Annotated in this window: 14 protein-coding genes and 1 tRNA gene; 10 read left to right on the top strand and 5 right to left on the bottom strand. The window is 65.5% G+C overall.

All coding sequences use genetic code 11. From position 1 onward, the window contains the following. The first annotated feature begins 10 nt into the window (after positions 1 to 10). The 6 genes from DWF00_RS11525 (at position 11) to DWF00_RS11500 (ending at position 7022) form a co-directional block, all read left to right on the top strand. Positions 11 to 95, top strand: a tRNA-Leu gene (locus tag DWF00_RS11525). Positions 96 to 274: 179 nt separating this feature from the next. Beyond that, positions 275 to 1687: a magnesium transporter gene (gene mgtE, locus DWF00_RS11520; RefSeq protein ID WP_114827694.1), complete on the top strand. Its 1413-nt coding sequence runs from the start codon at positions 275 to 277 to the stop codon at positions 1685 to 1687. A gap of 144 nt (positions 1688 to 1831) precedes the next feature. Next, entirely contained in the window at positions 1832 to 2770 is a 939-nt protein-coding gene (locus DWF00_RS11515) for a glycoside hydrolase family 25 protein (protein ID WP_245973832.1), read from the top strand. Positions 2771 to 2924: 154 nt separating this feature from the next. After that, positions 2925 to 3890 (top strand): glycoside hydrolase family 25 protein, encoded by a 966-nt coding sequence (locus tag DWF00_RS11510; protein ID WP_425453097.1) that lies wholly within the window; start codon positions 2925 to 2927, stop codon positions 3888 to 3890. Positions 3891 to 4045: 155 nt separating this feature from the next. Beyond that, positions 4046 to 5674 (top strand): inorganic phosphate transporter, encoded by a 1629-nt coding sequence (locus DWF00_RS11505; RefSeq protein WP_114827692.1) that lies wholly within the window; start codon positions 4046 to 4048, stop codon positions 5672 to 5674. Positions 5675 to 6008: 334 nt separating this feature from the next. Next, positions 6009 to 7022: a CorA family divalent cation transporter gene (locus tag DWF00_RS11500; protein WP_114827691.1), complete on the top strand. Its 1014-nt coding sequence runs from the start codon at positions 6009 to 6011 to the stop codon at positions 7020 to 7022. Between the two features lie 132 nt (positions 7023 to 7154). Here DWF00_RS11500 and dmeF read toward each other — a convergent pair whose 3' ends face one another. After that, positions 7155 to 8147, bottom strand: a complete 993-nt coding sequence (gene dmeF, locus DWF00_RS11495; RefSeq protein WP_114827690.1) for a CDF family Co(II)/Ni(II) efflux transporter DmeF — start codon at positions 8145 to 8147, stop codon at positions 7155 to 7157. An 18-nt stretch (positions 8148 to 8165) separates the two neighbouring features. Beyond that, positions 8166 to 8432, bottom strand: coding sequence for a metal-sensing transcriptional repressor (locus DWF00_RS11490; protein ID WP_114827689.1), 267 nt, complete (start codon positions 8430 to 8432; stop codon positions 8166 to 8168). Positions 8433 to 8760: 328 nt separating this feature from the next. Here DWF00_RS11490 and DWF00_RS11485 point away from each other — a divergent pair, with 328 nt between their 5' ends. The 3 genes from DWF00_RS11485 (at position 8761) to DWF00_RS11480 (ending at position 11215) form a co-directional block, all read left to right on the top strand. Next, entirely contained in the window at positions 8761 to 9933 is a 1173-nt protein-coding gene (locus DWF00_RS11485; RefSeq protein ID WP_114827688.1) for an isovaleryl-CoA dehydrogenase, read from the top strand. Next, positions 9933 to 10511 (top strand): hypothetical protein, encoded by a 579-nt coding sequence (locus DWF00_RS29050; RefSeq protein ID WP_147283637.1) that lies wholly within the window; start codon positions 9933 to 9935, stop codon positions 10509 to 10511. The genes DWF00_RS11485 and DWF00_RS29050 overlap by 1 nt, the downstream gene beginning before the upstream one ends. Before the next feature lie 131 nt (positions 10512 to 10642). Then, the gene (locus DWF00_RS11480) at positions 10643 to 11215 is read left to right on the top strand and encodes a gamma-glutamylcyclotransferase family protein (RefSeq protein WP_114827687.1); all 573 of its coding nucleotides are present in this window, start codon (positions 10643 to 10645) and stop codon (positions 11213 to 11215) included. 203 nt (positions 11216 to 11418) lie between these two features. On the opposite strand, the gene DWF00_RS11475 is transcribed toward DWF00_RS11480, so the two are convergent. Next, the gene (locus DWF00_RS11475; protein ID WP_114828021.1) at positions 11419 to 13215 is read right to left on the bottom strand and encodes an ABC transporter ATP-binding protein; all 1797 of its coding nucleotides are present in this window, start codon (positions 13213 to 13215) and stop codon (positions 11419 to 11421) included. A 784-nt stretch (positions 13216 to 13999) separates the two neighbouring features. Between DWF00_RS11475 and DWF00_RS11470 the strand changes: the two genes are divergently transcribed. Continuing rightward, positions 14000 to 15223, top strand: coding sequence for an oxalate decarboxylase family bicupin (locus DWF00_RS11470; protein WP_114827686.1), 1224 nt, complete (start codon positions 14000 to 14002; stop codon positions 15221 to 15223). A gap of 45 nt (positions 15224 to 15268) precedes the next feature. On the opposite strand, the gene DWF00_RS29420 is transcribed toward DWF00_RS11470, so the two are convergent. Both DWF00_RS29420 and DWF00_RS11465 read right to left on the bottom strand, forming a co-directional pair. Next, complete coding sequence (locus DWF00_RS29420; protein ID WP_181832495.1) at positions 15269 to 15445, bottom strand: hypothetical protein; 177 nt, start codon at positions 15443 to 15445, stop codon at positions 15269 to 15271. A 10-nt stretch (positions 15446 to 15455) separates the two neighbouring features. Continuing rightward, on the bottom strand, positions 15456 to 15878 hold the full coding sequence (locus tag DWF00_RS11465) for a rhodanese-like domain-containing protein (RefSeq protein WP_114827685.1): 423 nt from the start codon (positions 15876 to 15878) through the stop codon (positions 15456 to 15458). Between the last annotated feature and the right edge of the window lie 12 nt (positions 15879 to 15890).

Raw genomic sequence — 15890 nt, 5'->3', positions numbered from 1 at the left:
TTGAGCCGCTGCGGTCATGGCGGAACTGGTAGACGCACTACCTTGAGGTGGTAGCGGGGAGACCCGTGGAGGTTCGAGTCCTCTTGACCGCACCAGATTCAGGCTGAAGCCTCGTAAAAACGGCGATCCCTGTGGATCGCCGTTTTTCGTTTCCAGGCCCACGCCACAGCCCTGGGCACGATCTTGCCGCGAAAGCGTCATGTTGCGTTGCCACGGCGGAGTGCGGCTGACAAAAGAACCGTGTCCCAGAACCTCGAATCGCGGAGCCCGACGGATGGTCGAAGCCGATAGCGCTCCCGATCGCGCCCTGACGCCCGCCCGCGCGATTCGCGACGAGGACGGCGCCATCGAGCCGCGCCTGGTCGAAGAGGTCTCCCAGGCGGTCCTGCTCTCCGACGTCACGACGCTGCGCAGCGTCGTCGAGGACATGCACGAGGCCGATCTCGGCGCACTGCTGGAGGCGCTCGACACTGAGGAGCGGCCGCGGCTGATCTCGCTGCTCGGCTCGGATTTCGACTTTACCGCGCTGACCGAAGTCGACGACGCCGTCCGCGAGGAGATTCTCGAAGAGCTCTCGGCCGAGACCGTCGCCGAAGGCGTGCGCGAACTCGACACCGACGACGCGGTCTACATTCTCGAAGACCTCGACGAGGCCGACAAGCAGGAGGTGCTGGAGCGGCTCACTCCGGCCGAGCGCGTCGCGCTGCAGCAGGGCCTCGACTATCCCGAGGGCACCGCCGGCCGGCGCATGCAGACCGAGGTCATCGCCGTGCCGCCGTTCTGGACCGTCGGCCAGACCATCGACTACCTGCGCGAGACGGCCGACCTGCCCGACCGCTTCTTCGAGATCTTCGTCGCCGACCCGGCGCATCACTTCGTCGGCACGGTCAGGCTCGACCACCTGCTGCGCACCAAGCGGCCGGTCTCGATCTCCAACTTGCTCGAAGAGGAGCGCCGCGTCGTCAGGGCAACCGAGGACCTGGAGGACGTGGCGCGCCAGTTCCAGCGCTACAACCTCGTCGCCGCGCCGGTGATCGACGATGCCGGCAGGCTCGTCGGCGTCATGACCATCGACGACGTGGTCGACGTCATCGAGGAGGCGGCCGATGACGACGTCAAGCAGCTCGGCGGCGTCAACGCGGCCGAAGAATTGTCGGACCCGGTCGCGCAGATCGCCAAGAGCCGCTTCCGCTGGCTCTTCATCAACCTGGTGACGGCCTTCCTCGCCGCCGCGGTGATGGGGCTGTTCGAGGCGCAGCTCTCGCAGCTCGTGGCGCTCGCCATCCTCGCGCCGATCGTCGCGAGCCAGGGCGGCAACGCCGCGACGCAGACGATGACGGTCGCGGTGCGCTCGCTTGCCACGCAGGAACTCGGCGCCTGGAACGTCCGCCGCTTCTTCACCCGCGAGCTGATCGTGGCCCTGCTGAACGGCATCGCCTTCGCCCTGATCACGGGCGTCGTGGCGGCGCTCTGGTTCTCCCATGCCGGATTGGGGCTTGTCATCGGCATCGCGATGGTCATCAATCTGATCGCCGCCGGATTGGCGGGCGTCGCCATCCCCGTCCTGCTCGATCGGTACGGGGTGGACCCGGCGGTATCCTCCGGGACATTCGTGACGACGGTGACCGATGTGGTCGGCTTCTTCGCCTTCCTCGGCACCGCCACGATATTGCTTGGCCTGAACTGAGACGCTCGGCAAAGGCATCGTCGAGCGAAGTGGATTGCCGGCTCGCGCGAAGACAATGCGTCAAAACAGCAAGCCGGAGACTTGGTAGCGTAAACCGGACGTCAATTTTTCTCCGCAATTGTCCGAGAGATGATCGCCCGCCGCATGTTCCGTCTCAGCCCGCTCCCTTTTCTGGCCGCTGCCGCGCTTGCCGTTCTCGGCGGCTGCGTGGCGCTGGACAACTATCCGCAGAAGGGCGACGCGCGGCCGCATCCCGGCGTCGCGGCGGCGCATAACTACCCGATCCACGGCATCGACATCTCGCGCTGGCAGGGCGACATCGACTGGGCCTCGGTCAAGGCCGCCGGCACCCGCTTCGCCTTCATGAAGGCGACCGAGGGCGGCGACCATGTCGACCCCGCCTTCCAGCGCAACTGGGAGGCTGCCAAGCGCCACGGCGTGATGCGCGGCGCCTACCATTTCGTCTACTGGTGCCGGCCGGCCCACGAGCAGGCGATCTGGTTCAAGCAGAACATTCCCAACGACCCCGACGCCCTGCCGCCGGTGCTCGACGTCGAGTGGAACGGCCATTCCCGGACCTGCCCGCAAAAGATCGACAGGTCGCTCGCACTCGAGAAGATCAAGCTGATGCTGACCGAGCTCGAGCAGCTCACCGGCAAGAAGCCGATCATCTACACCGACATCACCTTCCACAAGGACGTGCTCGAAGGCGAGTTCAACGAGTATCCCTACTGGATCCGCTCGACTGCCGCGAAGCCCGAGGCCCGCTACGAGAGTAGGCGCTGGGCCTTCTGGCAGTTCACCACGACCGGCCGCGTGCCCGGCATCAGGGGCGATGTCGACCGCAACGCCTTCTACGGCTCCGAGCGCGACTTCGCGGCCTGGGTCAATGGCGAGTACGACATCGGCACGCTGAGCTGGGACAAGCGCCGCTCGGTGCCGCCGCAGCCGAGCCCGGGCCCCGAGCGCATGCCCGCCCCGTCTGGTCCGGTGGTCGCGACGATCCCCGGTGGCCTCTCGCCGATGGCCTCCTCGCTGCATGTCAGCCAGGCGCCTTCAGCCGAGCCTGACGAGGCCGAGTAAGCCCCTTCACTCCAGGCCGCGCGCTTGGCTGGCGCTCCGTGCCCCTCCGCGGTTAACCAAGGCTGAAATCGTTCGCCTGCATCCGAGCGACCGCTAACCGGCCTTTAACCCTGCGCCCGCACGACTAGTCGCGGACAAAAAGGAGCCGGTGCAGGTGCGCGCGACCCCAAAAACGACGATTCTGCTGCGCGCGCTTGCGATCCTGAGCCTCTCCCTCTTCTGCATGGGCGAGGCCGCCGCGCTCTATCCCAAGAAGGGCGACAGCGATCCGCATCGCGGCGTGCGCGATGCCAGGCGCAAGGCGATCCAGGGCATCGACGTCTCGCGCTGGCAGGGCGAGATCGACTGGGAGCGGGTCAGGGACGCCGGGACGCGCTTCGCCTTCATCAAGGCGACCGAGGGCGGCGACCATCTCGACCCGAGCTTCCGCCGCAACTGGGAGGGCGCCAGGCGCGCCGGCGTGCCGCGCGGCGCCTACCATTTCGTCTGGTGGTGCCGCCCCGCCAAGGACCAGGTGCGCTGGATCAAGCGCCACATCCCGCGCGACCCCGACGCCTTGCCCCCGGTGCTCGACCTCGAATGGAACGGCGAGTCCGAGAGCTGCGGCAAGAAACTGCCGCGCGAGAAGGCGCTCGCCAAGGTCCGCGAGATGCTGAAGGGCCTGCAGGAGCATACCGGCAAGAAGCCGATCATCTACACCGACATCACCTTCCACGAGGACGTGCTGGAGGGCGAGTTCAACGACTACCCCTACTGGCTGCGCTCGACCGCAGCGCCCCTGCGCCACCGCTACAACCGCGAGCAATGGGAGTTCTGGCAGTTCACCACGACCGGCCGCGTGCCCGGCATCACCGGCGATGTCGACCGCAACGCCTTCTTCGGCTCCGAGCACGAGTTCGCCTCCTGGCGCCAGGGCCGCTTCGACATCGGCGCGCGCAAATGGCATGGCAACGAGCCGCGCATCGCCGGTCGCAAGGCCCCAGCCGGCTCGCTCGCGCCGGGATCGGCCGGCGGCACGCCGTTCCGGATGCTGCCGCCCGGCCGCGTGCCCGGACGCTCGCTCGTCAGCCGCGATCCCGACGTGACCGGCTCGCTGGCGAATGACGGCGACGACGAGTAGATTGGCGAAGACTATAGTCTAAAGTCGTAGAACTTTTTAGAAAACGCGGCTTGACTTTTTAATCTGATCTTTTCGCATCTGCGAAATCGTCATCAGACTGTCGGCAAACATGGTCAGCCTTTCCCGACCTCAACGAGGCTTCGGGGACTGTTTCCATGACCAGTATCACGCTTGACAGCAGCCAGGGCCACGAGCCGGGCACTGAAAAACCACAGCTCGAATCGCCGAAGAGCGTCTTGGCGCTGATCATCTTCGCCGCTGTGCTGACCGCCGGCCTCGCCTACATGGTCTTCAGCCTCTACCAGGACATCAGCTCTGCCGGCATGCCGGCGACGACCTGGCTGCCCTTCGTCCTGCTCGGCGTCGCGCTCCTGACCGCGCTCGCCTTCGAGTTCGTCAACGGCTTCCACGACACGGCCAACGCCGTCGCGACCGTGATCTACACCAACGCCATGCCTGCCAACTTCGCGGTGGTCTGGTCGGGCTTCTTCAACTTCCTCGGCGTGATGGTCTCCACCGGCGCGGTCGCCTTCGGCATCATCTCGCTGCTGCCGGTCGAACTCATCCTGAATGTCGGCTCGGGCGCCGGCTTCGCCATGGTCTTCGCGCTGCTCATCGCCGCGATCATGTGGAACCTCGGCACCTGGGCGCTTGGCCTGCCGGCCTCGTCCTCGCATACGCTGATCGGCTCGATCATCGGCGTCGGCCTCGCCAACCAGCTCTTCGGCTCAAACAACGGCACCTCGGGCATCGACTGGTCGAAGGCCATCGAGATCGGCTACTCGCTGCTGCTCTCGCCGCTGGTCGGCTTCATCGCCGCCGCCCTGCTCTTCCTGACCATCAAGGCGCTCATCCGCAGCCCAGAGCTCTATGCCGAGCCGAAGGGCAACAAGCCGCCCCCGCTCTGGATCCGCGGCCTGCTGATCGCGACCTGCACCGGCGTCTCCTTCGCCCATGGCTCGAATGACGGCCAGAAGGGCATGGGCCTGATCATGCTGATCCTGATCGGCTGCGCGCCCACCGCCTATGCGCTCAACCGCGCGATCTCGCCGGCGGATCTCAACAATTTCCGCCAGACCGCGATCGCGGCCAGCGCCGTGATCGACGCCAAGGCCGGCGGCCACCAGATCCTCGGCGATCCGCGCCCGATCGTCACGCGCTACGTCGCCGAGCGCCAGATCAATGAATCGACCTTCCCGGCGCTGGCGGCCCTGACGCGCGAGATCGTCAAGACGCTCGAGACCTATGGCTCGCCGGCGAAGTTCCCGGCCGCCACCGTCGGCAACGCCCGCAACGACATGTACCTCGCCTCCGAGGCGCTGCGCTTCATCTTCGTCGCCGACAAGAAGGAGGAGAAGATATTCACACCCGACGATCTCAAGGCGATGCAGGCCTTCAAGAGCTCGCTCGACAACGCGACCAAGTTCATCCCCTTCTGGGTCAAGGTCGTCGTCGCCATCGCGCTCGGGCTCGGCACCATGGTCGGCTGGAAGCGCATCGTCGTCACCGTCGGCGAGAAGATCGGCAAGACGCACCTGACCTATGCCCAAGGAGCCTCCGCCGAGCTCGTCGCCGCCGCGACCATCTTCGCGGCCGACAACTACGGCCTGCCGGTCTCGACCACGCACATCCTGTCCTCGGGCGTCGCCGGCACCATGGCGGCGAACAAGTCCGGGCTGCAGATGTCGACGGTGCGCAACCTGCTGATGGCCTGGGTGCTCACCCTGCCCTGCGCCATCCTGATCTCCGGCACGCTCTTCGTCCTACTGCGGATGGTGTTCTGAGAGACCGTTTGAGACTTCGCTAGCGCGAGGTGTCTGGCGTGGTTGTCGAGAACCGGAGCGCAGCGGACTTTCGTCCGTGAGCACCGGAAGCACAGACGACCGCGTCGGACACCCACGATAGTAGAAGTATCGAACGGGCTCTGAGCCGAACCCCGGCACCGCGCCTCTTGACCGGGCGCGGGGCCGCTTCCGCCCAGATCGCGTCGCAATCGGGCGGAATAGTCCGGCTGCGACGCGATCTCCTCTAAAAGTCAGCGCATGGCGTCCCGCGAAAAGCCGCCCCCCGTCTTTTCGCGCCATGCTCTGACGGCAGGATCAAACAAGGCCGGCCCGCATGAACTACGACATGACCCGGCTGATCGACCTGCAAACCCAAGTCGGCTTCATCTGGGCCTATCGCTTCGACGCCGAGGGCAACGCCCATCTGCTGCCGCGCGAGCAGATGCCGGTGATCGAGCTGCCAGAGAACGAGTTCCTCTGGCTCCATCTCGACCTCATCGACAACCGCGCCAAGCAATGGATCTCCGACTGCGCCGTGCTGCCGGCGGAGGCGCAGGCCGTCTTCCTCTCCCATGACGACCACCAGCGGCTGCACCACAGCACCGACTTCGCCTGGGGCGTGACCTTCGACCAGGTCCGCGAGATCGACAGCCGCGCCGACGAGATCGGCATGCTGCACTGGATCATCGGTGAGAACCTGCTGCTCACCGGGCGGCGCCAGGCGCTCCAGGCCGCGCGCCTGACCCATGACGCGCTCGCAGGCGGCTTCAAGGCGACCTCCCCGGTCGTGCTGTTCGAGCGCCTGATCGAATACGTCATCGAGGATGTCGCTGCGGACGTCATGCAGCTCACCGAGGACACCGACCGCGTCGAGGACCACATCCTCGATGACCGCATGGGCGACGAGGCGCGAAGGCTCGGGCTGATCCGGCGCCGCACCGTCAAGCTGCACCGGCAGCTCAACGGCCTGCACCTCCTGTTCCGCCGCTTCTCCGAGACCTCGTCGGCGCGCACCGCGCCCGAGACGGTGAAGAGCGCGGCCGGCCGCCTGCTCCACCAGGTCGATACGATGCTGACCGACGTCCAGATCGTCCAGCAACGCGCCAGGCTGCTGCAGGACGAGATCGCCGCCAAGCTGACGACGCAGACCAACAACCACCTCTACGTGCTCTCGATCCTGACCGCGACGCTGATGCCGGCGACGCTGATCACCGGCCTGTTCGGCGTCAACACCAAGGGCCTGCCCTTCAACGATAACGACTGGGGTTTCGACTACGTCATCATCCTCTCGATCCTCGCAGGGCTCGCCATCTATTGGCTGCTCAGGCGCAAGAGGATGATCCACTGAGGGCTGAGCACATTGCCCTTCCCGTCATGCTCGGGCTTGTCCCGAGCATCCACGCCTTGAACGCCGCCCGCGATGAACGAAGACGTGGATGGTCGGGACAAGCCCGACCATGACGGCAGAGGTCAGGCGCCCTCACACCGCCGCGGCGGCCGGGTTCACCTCGACGGTGACATGCGACAGGCCGGGCAGGTCCGCCAGCAGCGCCTTGTAGGCCGCCGGCGGCTTCGGCTCCGCCGTGACCACCGAGACGATGGCGCAGCAATGGCCGGGCCCGACCTGCCAGAGATGCAGATCGGCGACCTCCGCCCCCTCCGCCGCGATGCGCGCGCCGATCGTCGCCGCGAGGCCACGATCCGGCACCGCATCGAGCAGCACCGCGCCCGAGCTACGCAGCAGGCCGAGCGACCACTGCGCGATCACCAGCGCCCCGACGATGCCCATCGCCGGATCGAGCCAGACCCAGCCGACGAGGCTGCCGCCGAGCAGCGCCACGATCGCCAGAACCGAGGTGAAGGCGTCGGCCAGCACATGCAGATAGGCGGCGCGCAGATTGTGGTCGCTCTTCATGGCGGCATGGCCGTGCCCGTGATCGTGGCCGTGCCCACGATCGTGGTGGCCGTGATCGTCATGGTGGTGATGCCCATGGTCATGATTGTGATCATGGCCATGGCCGCCGCCGAGCAGCCAGGCGCTGACGAGGTTGACCGCGAGGCCGAGTACCGCGACCGCTATGGCCTGACCGAAGACGATAGGCACCGGCTGAACCAGCCGCAGCAGCGACTCCACCCCGATGAACAGCGCGACCAGCGCCAGCACCAGCGCGCTGGCGAAGGCGGCGAGGTCTCCGAGCTTGCCGGTGCCGAAGGTGAAGCGCGGATCGCGCGCATGCTGCCTGGCGAAGCGATAGGCTAAGGCCGCGATCGCCAGCGCCGCTGCATGGGTCGACATGTGCCAGCCATCCGCGACCAGCGCCATCGAGCCGAAGAGCGTGCCGGCGACGATCTCGCCGACCATCATCGCCGCGGTCAGTGCGATGACGATCCAGGTGCGGCGCTCGCTCTCGTCATGGCCAGCGCCGAGGAAGACGTGCTCGTGCCGAGGCGAGAGATGGGCGATGTCGGACATGCCGGGCTGCTCCGCACTCTAGAGATACTTGGTCAGGGCCTTAAGGCCCTCGATCGACTTGCGCGCCTCGGGCGTCTGCGCACCCGCGGCCTCGAACAGGTGATGGTCGATATGGTCGAAGATCAGCAGCATCTTGACCTTCTCCAGCGCCTTCTCGACCGCCTGGAGCTGCTGCACGACATCGGGCACCTCCCGCCCTGCTCCGACCATCTTCACGACGGTATCGAGATGGCCCTGCGCCCGGCGCAGGCGTTTGACGATGTCCGGGTCGAGGTGATGGCTCATGGCGATATCCTATCCTCCAGGGTAGGATAATCAAACCACCACATTGCCGCAGCTTTCCCTTCTCCCCCTGCGGGAGAAGGTGGCAGCGCGAAGCGCTGACGGATGAGGGGTCGCGCGACGACTGCAGCATCAGCGTCTGGAATGCTCCGTCATCGGAAAGGGCGGCGCGACCCCTCATCCGGCGCTGCGCGCCACCTTCTCCCGCAGGGGAGAAGGAAACACCCGTGCATCCTCGCCCATTCCGGAACCGGCCTTCGGCGAGCCTGACACCAGCGCAAACCGCGCTATAACCCTCTCAAACGCCCTGTCTCACACATGGGAGGCCACCATGCTCGCCAACGCCCCGCGCCCCTTCAACTTCGACCTCGGCGAGACCGCCGACGCGATCCGCGACACCGTCCATTCCTTCGCGCAGGAGCGCATCGCGCCGCGCGCCGAGGAGATCGACCGCAGCAACCAGTTCCCGCGCGACCTCTGGCCGGAGATGGGCGCGCTCGGCCTGCACGGCATCACGGTGAAGGAGGAGGATGGCGGCTCCGGCCTCGGCTATCTCGAGCATGTCGTCGCGATCGAAGAGGTCAGCCGCGCCTCGGCCTCGGTCGGCCTTAGCTACGGCGCCCATTCCAACCTCTGCGTCAACCAGATCGCCCGCAACGGCACCGCCGCGCAGAAGGCAAAGTACCTGCCGGGGCTGATCTCGGGCGAGCATGTCGGCTCGCTCGCCATGTCCGAGCCCGGCGCCGGCTCCGACGTCGTCTCGATGAAGACCCGCGCCGAGAAGAAGGGCGACCGCTACGTCATCACCGGCAACAAGATGTGGATCACCAACGGCCCCGTCGCCGAGACGCTGGTGGTCTATGCCAAGACCGACCCGGCCGCAGGCTCGCGCGGCATCACCGCCTTCCTGATCGAGAAGGGCATGAAGGGTTTTTCGACCGCGCAGAAGCTCGACAAGCTCGGCATGCGCGGCTCCGATACCTGCGAGCTCGTCTTCCAGGATTGCGAGGTGCCGGAGGAGAACGTGCTCGGCGAGGTCGGGCGCGGCGTCAACGTGCTGATGTCGGGGCTGGACTATGAGCGCGTCGTGCTCTCGGCCGGCCCACTCGGCATCATGCAGGCGGCCATGGACGTGGTCATGCCTTATATCCACGAGCGCAAGCAGTTCGGCCAGTCGATCGGCGAATTCCAGCTCGTCCAGGGCAAGATCGCCGACATGTATGTCGCGATGAACTCGTGCAAGGCCTATGTCTACGCGGTCGCCAAGGCCTGCGACCGCGGCGAGACCACCCGCGAGGACGCCGCCGGCGCCATCCTGATCTCGGCCGAGAAGGCGACGCAGATCGCGCTCGACGCGATCCAGCTCCTCGGCGGCAACGGCTACATCAACGACTACCCGACCGGGCGCCTGCTGCGCGACGCAAAACTCTACGAGATCGGCGCCGGGACGAGCGAGATCAGGCGGATGCTGATCGGGCGGGAATTGTTCCAGAAGACGAAGTGATGATGGTTGGACAAGCAATACATTCGATGACGGGCCATGTGCGTGTTGTCCAGAAACACTTCGAAAAGCTGGCAAACGCAGCGGCTATTTTGCAGGCGCTAACCGAGCGTTCCGCTCCTGAAAGAGCGGACTGGTGCTCACGTAGATTGGACGGCTTCCTCGCTCATGTCATCGATGAAGCTGCATCGGATGCCCGCAAACTGCACGACGCCGTGCGTGCAACTTCAGATGAGAAGGCGATCTCAATTTATAGACCAAAGATTGTTGACGGGAAATTTGACCTGTCAAATTCCAAATTTATTGAATTTTACAAAGCGTGTTGCAAAATAGACCACAGCTTCAGAATATCGATATATTCTACGTTATCTGAATTAAGCACTTCCCTAGGAGCGTCAAAAATTCCGAAAAGAACTGAAAAATTATCTAAATTGAGAATGATCGTTGGAGAATCAAAAGACGATGGCTTATTCTGTATAGAATTAAAAAACTACGCCGACAATATTGAACCATTTTTGAAGAATTGTAAAGATACTTGGAAACAAAGCCAACTAAAGCTAGACCCCCAGGGCACCGGATGACCACAAACTACCACAGGTTTGACCCGAGCATCTCGGGACGAGAAGCCTATACAACCAGAAAGCGAGCGCCCCTCCCTCCCGAGATTTTCGGGTCTGCGCTTCGCTTCGCCCGAGAATGACGCGGTGTCCGCATGCCCCTCTACTTCGCCTACGGGCTCAACATGGACGTCGCCGGAATGGCGAAGCGCTGCCCGAATTCGCGCGCGCTCGGCCTCGCCCGGCTGCCGCGGCACCGCTTCATCGTCACGACCGACGGCTACGCCTCGGTGATCCGCGACCCGCGCGATGCGGTCCATGGCGTGCTCTGGGACTGCGCGCTCAGCGACATCCGCACCCTCGACAAGTTCGAGGACATCGCCAGCGGGCTCTATGTGAAGATCAACCAGCCGGTCATCGTCGCAGGCGGCGCCAAGCGGGCGCTGGTCTATGTCGGCCGCAGCGCCACGATCGGCAAGGCGCAGCCGGGCTATATGGAGACCGTGATCGCCAGCGCCAAACATTGGGCGCTGCCAGATGCTTACGTTGCGGCAATGACTCGGTTTCTGAGCAAGCCGATTCAAAATCTGAACTCGGCGGCAGCAACAATAGAGCCGGCAAATCTTCAGCCTGGACCGGTCGCCGGCGTCCGGCCGAGAGCAGCGGTGCCAAGCTCGACATTGGGCTCCCCTCCCCTCGGGGAAGAAGGTGGCAGCGCGAAGCGCTGACGGATGAGGGAAGTCAAAGCCTGAACATGGCAACGCCCACCACGCGACCCCTCTCCCCCTGCGGGAGAGGGTTGGGGTGAGGGGTCGCGCGACGCCTGCCGCGCAGCGCCTCAACCAACACCAGCCGGAAACGGCCGCGCGACCCCTCATCCGGCGCTGCGCGCCACCTTCTCCCGCAGGGGGGAGAAGGAAAGGCCGGCGGCTTACGCCGCCAGCCCCTTCGCCATTTCGCTCGCCTGCCGCTCGAACAGCGCGCGATAGGCGCCGTTCTCGCGGGTCAGCAGGGCCTCGTGGCTGCCCTCTTCGACCACCACGCCGCGGTCGAAGACCAGGATGCGGTCCATCGCGCGCACGGTCGAGAGCCGGTGCGCGATGACGATCGTGGTGCGGCCCTGCATCAGCCGCTCGATCGCCTGCTGGATCAGCGCCTCCGATTCCGAATCGAGGCTCGAGGTCGCCTCGTCCAGGATCAGGATCGGCGCATCGGCCAGGAAGGCCCGGGCCAAAGCCACGCGCTGGCGCTCGCCGCCCGAGAGCTTGACGCCGCGCTCGCCGACCAGCGTGGCATAGCCCTTGGGGAGGCGCATGATGAACTCATGCGCGTTGGCGAGCTTCGCCGCCTGGACGATCCGGGCCATCGAGGCGCCCGGCTTGCCATAGGCGATGTTCTCCGCCAGCGAGCGGTGGAACAGCACCGGCTCCTGCTGCACGATCGCGATCTGCGAGCGCAGCGAGGCCTGCGTCGCCTCGGCTATGTCGCGCCCGTCGATGGCGATGCGCCCGCCGGTGACGTCGTAGAGCCGCTGCACCAGCTTGACGAAGGTCGTCTTGCCGGAGCCGGAGCGCCCCACCAGCCCGACCTTCTCGCCCGCCGCGATGGTCAGCGAGAAGTCGCGGTAGAGCGGCTCGACATGGCCTCCGTAATGGAAGGTCACGTCCTCGAAAGCGATCTCACCCGCGCTCACAGCCATCGCGCTGGCGCCCTTGCGATCGGGCACGCCATAAGGCTGGGCGTGCATGGCCACAAGTTCCTCCATGTCGTTCACCGAGCGCTGCAGGTTGTGCACGTGCTGGCCGACATCGCGCAGATAGCCATGCACGACGGCATAGCTGGTCAGCACGAAGGCGACATCGCCCGGCGTCGCCTGGCCATTGGCCCAAAGCCAGATCACCAGCCCGATCACGGAGGCGCGCAGCGCCAGCAGCACGAATTGCTGCGCCGTGCCGGAGATCGTGCCCCGCACCCAGGTGCGACGCGTGCGCAGCGCCCATTTCGCCATGACGGTGGCGAGCCGCGCGTCTTCCCTGAGTTCGCCGCCATAGGCCTTGACCACGGGATTGCACGAGATCGCGTCGGCCAGCGCACCGCCGACGCGCGTGTCCCAGCTATTGGCGAGCCGCGCTGCCGGCGCGACATAGTTCAACGACAATGCCACGGTCGCGCCGACATAGAGCAGCGCACCCGCGAGCACGACGAGCCCCATCGCCGGCCAGTGCCAGGCCAGCAGCACCGTGGTGCCGAGCAGCACGAACAATGACGGCAGCAGCGCGATCAGGATCGTGTCGGTCAGCAGGTCGAGCGCCCACATCCCGCGCGTGATCTTGCGCACTATCGAGCCGGCAAAATTATTCGCGTGCCAGTCGGTCGAGAAGCGCTGCAGGCGCGCAAAGGCCTCCTGCGCCGTGTCGCTCATCGTGCGCAGGGTCATGCCGGTGATGCCGATGAAGCCGAGATGCCGGAACAGCACGGCGAGCGCCCCGAGCACCAGCATTGCGGCCAGCGCCCAGAGCGCGGCCGTCTGCGCTGCCGCGCCCTCGCCCGCCACCGCATCGACGAGGCGGCCGGCATAGAGCGGCATGAACAGGTCGGCCACGGTCGCGAGCATCATCGAGCCGCCGACGAAGGCGACCGCGCCGGGCTGGCGCGCCCAATGCTTGAATGTGAAGCCGAGTACGGCGCGGAACGGCTCCTGCCGCTCCGCTTGCTTTTGAAGTGACATGGCGGTCATTCGGCCCGTAGCGGGACCGACTCCAGATCGAGCGGAGCGCACGCGGAAGCGTCGTCTCCGGATGAAACGAATGGCGATGGAATAAAGGCTCAGGCCGCCATCAGGCGGGCCGCGGCAATGTCCGACCTAGCGGCGGGACATTCGCGAGGGAGGTGCGAACTTGATGACGAAATCCATTCAGCCCTCCCTTTCTTGAGTTGGAGCCAACACGGACAAGATGCCGCATCGGAATTCGATGCGCAAGCCGCTGCCTCGCAATCGGCACGACGTGAGGCATCAGCGCCACAGCTGGCCTCGGACAATGGCACACCGCTCCTTCAGTAAAGCAATCGACGGCTTCACATTCCCTTTCGGCAGCACAGACCGCGGATCTCAATAGCCGGAGCCTTACAAATCACAGCACATGGAAATATCGGCGGGACAAAAACCATCAATATGGCGCATTGTCATCGCCGGATGCTTACGAAGTCCGAATTCCAGCGCGCGCTGTGAAACATCAGGGCATCATACGAACGTATGGCAACAGTATACACTCAGGTCACAGACCTGCCCGCCGCAGAGCGCTAGGTCTCGACAGGAAGCAAGGAGGCTTCGATTTCGAAAAACCCATAACGCACCGCATCCCATCCCATCCTGCGACCCGGCCCCGTCATTCTTCCCAACGGCTGACCGCTTCCAACAGGAAACGTCCGCGGTGCTCCCAAACGCAAGGCGATCGCCCGCTCTTGCGGGCCTGCCCTCACCCGCGCCCCAGGCTGCAACCGGAGAAGAACCGATGACGACAATTTCTCGCCGTGAAACACTTACGACGCTCGCCGCTGGCGGCTTGCTGGTGGCCAGCGGCGCGGCCCATGCGCAAGGAACCGGCGTCCCGCAGCCCATGCGCCCAGGCCGGGGCGGGACCGACCCGGGCCCGCGCAATCTCGGCATCGACCGCGCCAACCCGAACATCATCAACCCGCCCGCCACCGATAGCGGCACCATCCCGAACCTGCGATTCTCCTTCTCCGACGCGCCGAACAAGCTCTATTCCGCCGGCTGGACCCGGCAGATCACGGTTCGCGAACTCGGCATCTCCAAGAACATCGCCGGCGTGAACATGCGGCTCAACGCGGGCGGCACGCGCGAGATGCATTGGCACAAGCAGGCCGAATGGTCCTACATGCTCTACGGAACCGCGCGGATCACCGCCGTCGATGCGCAGGGGCGCAATTTCGTCGATGATGTCGGCGTCGGCGACCTCTGGTACTTCCCCAGCGGCGTGCCCCATTCGATCCAGGCGACCGGCTCGGATGGCTGCGAGTTCCTGCTGGTCTTCGACGACGGCGAATTCGATGAGGACAGCACCTTCCTGCTGACCGACTGGTTCAAGCACATCCCTCCGGACGTCCTCGCCAAGAATTTCGGCGTGCCGGCCGGCAATTTCGGTCAGACGCCCGATCCGCGCGAGCGCTACATCTTCAACCTGCCGGTCCCGGGCGCGCTCGCCTCCAACAAGATCGCCGGGGCGACGCCGATCCCGCAAAGCTTCAGCCACAGGATGCTGGCGCAGACGCCGATCAGGTCGAGCGGCGGCGCGGTACGCATCACCGATTCCTCGGTCTTCCCGGCCTCGGCGACGATCGCCGCCGCCCTGGTCGAGATCGAGCCGGGCGGGATGCGCGAGTTGCACTGGCACCCGAACACCGACGAGTGGCAGTACTATATCGAAGGCCAGGGGCGCATGGGTGTCTTCGCCGGCGTCGGCACCTCCCGGACCTTCGACTTCTCGGCTGGCGATGTCGGCTACGTCCCGTTCGCCATGGGGCACTATGTCGAGAACACCGGCACGACGACGCTACGCTTCCTCGAGATGTTCAAGAGCAGCTACTACGCCGACATCTCGCTCGACCAATGGCTGGCGCTGACACCGCCCGAACTCGTCAAGGGCCATCTCGGGCTCGACGACAACTTCGTCAGGGCGCTCAGGAAGGAGAAATCTCCCGTGGTCCGAAGCTGAACGCGGCGCGCGGTCGCTTCGCCGCCCCAGTGCCGGAGCGGCCGCTCACCAAAACAGCGCCAGCAGCCTCACGGCGATCACGAGCAAGAACGCGGTGATGACCACGCCGAGCACCTGATGGCGCTTCTGGCGGTCAGGCAAGCGGCTCTGCAGCAGCCGCAGCAACGGCTTGCGGAACAAGAAGGCGACGACCGCCAGGACGATCAGGATATGGGACAGCAAGGCAGCGCTCTCAGCCGACGCTCTTCTCGGGTTTAGGCGTCGGCGCTTCGACAGGAGCGCCCGCCTTCTTCCAGGCGCCGAAGCCGCCTTCGATATGCGCGACCGGCTTCAGGCCCATCTCCTGCGCCGCCTTGGCGGCGAGCGCCGAACGCCAGCCGCCGGCGCAGAAGAACACGAACTGCTTGTCCTCCTGAAAGACCGGCTTGGCATAGGGGCTTTCCGGATCGATCCAGAATTCCAGCATGCCGCGCGGGCAATGGAAGGCGCCGGGCACCCGCCCGTCCCGCTCCAGCTCGCGCGGATCGCGCAGGTCGACGAAGACGGTGTCGTCGCGGCCGACCAGCGCCTTGGCCTGCTCGACCGAGAGGGCTTTGACCTTCGCCTCGGCTTCGGCCAGCAGGGCCTTGTAGCCCTTGGTGATGGTCTGCGGCATCGCCCTCTCCGT

The organism is Allobosea caraganae, from assembly GCF_003351345.1.
GTDB lineage: Bacteria > Pseudomonadota > Alphaproteobacteria > Rhizobiales > Beijerinckiaceae > Allobosea > Allobosea caraganae.
This window is presented reverse-complemented; position numbering and strand designations above follow the sequence as displayed.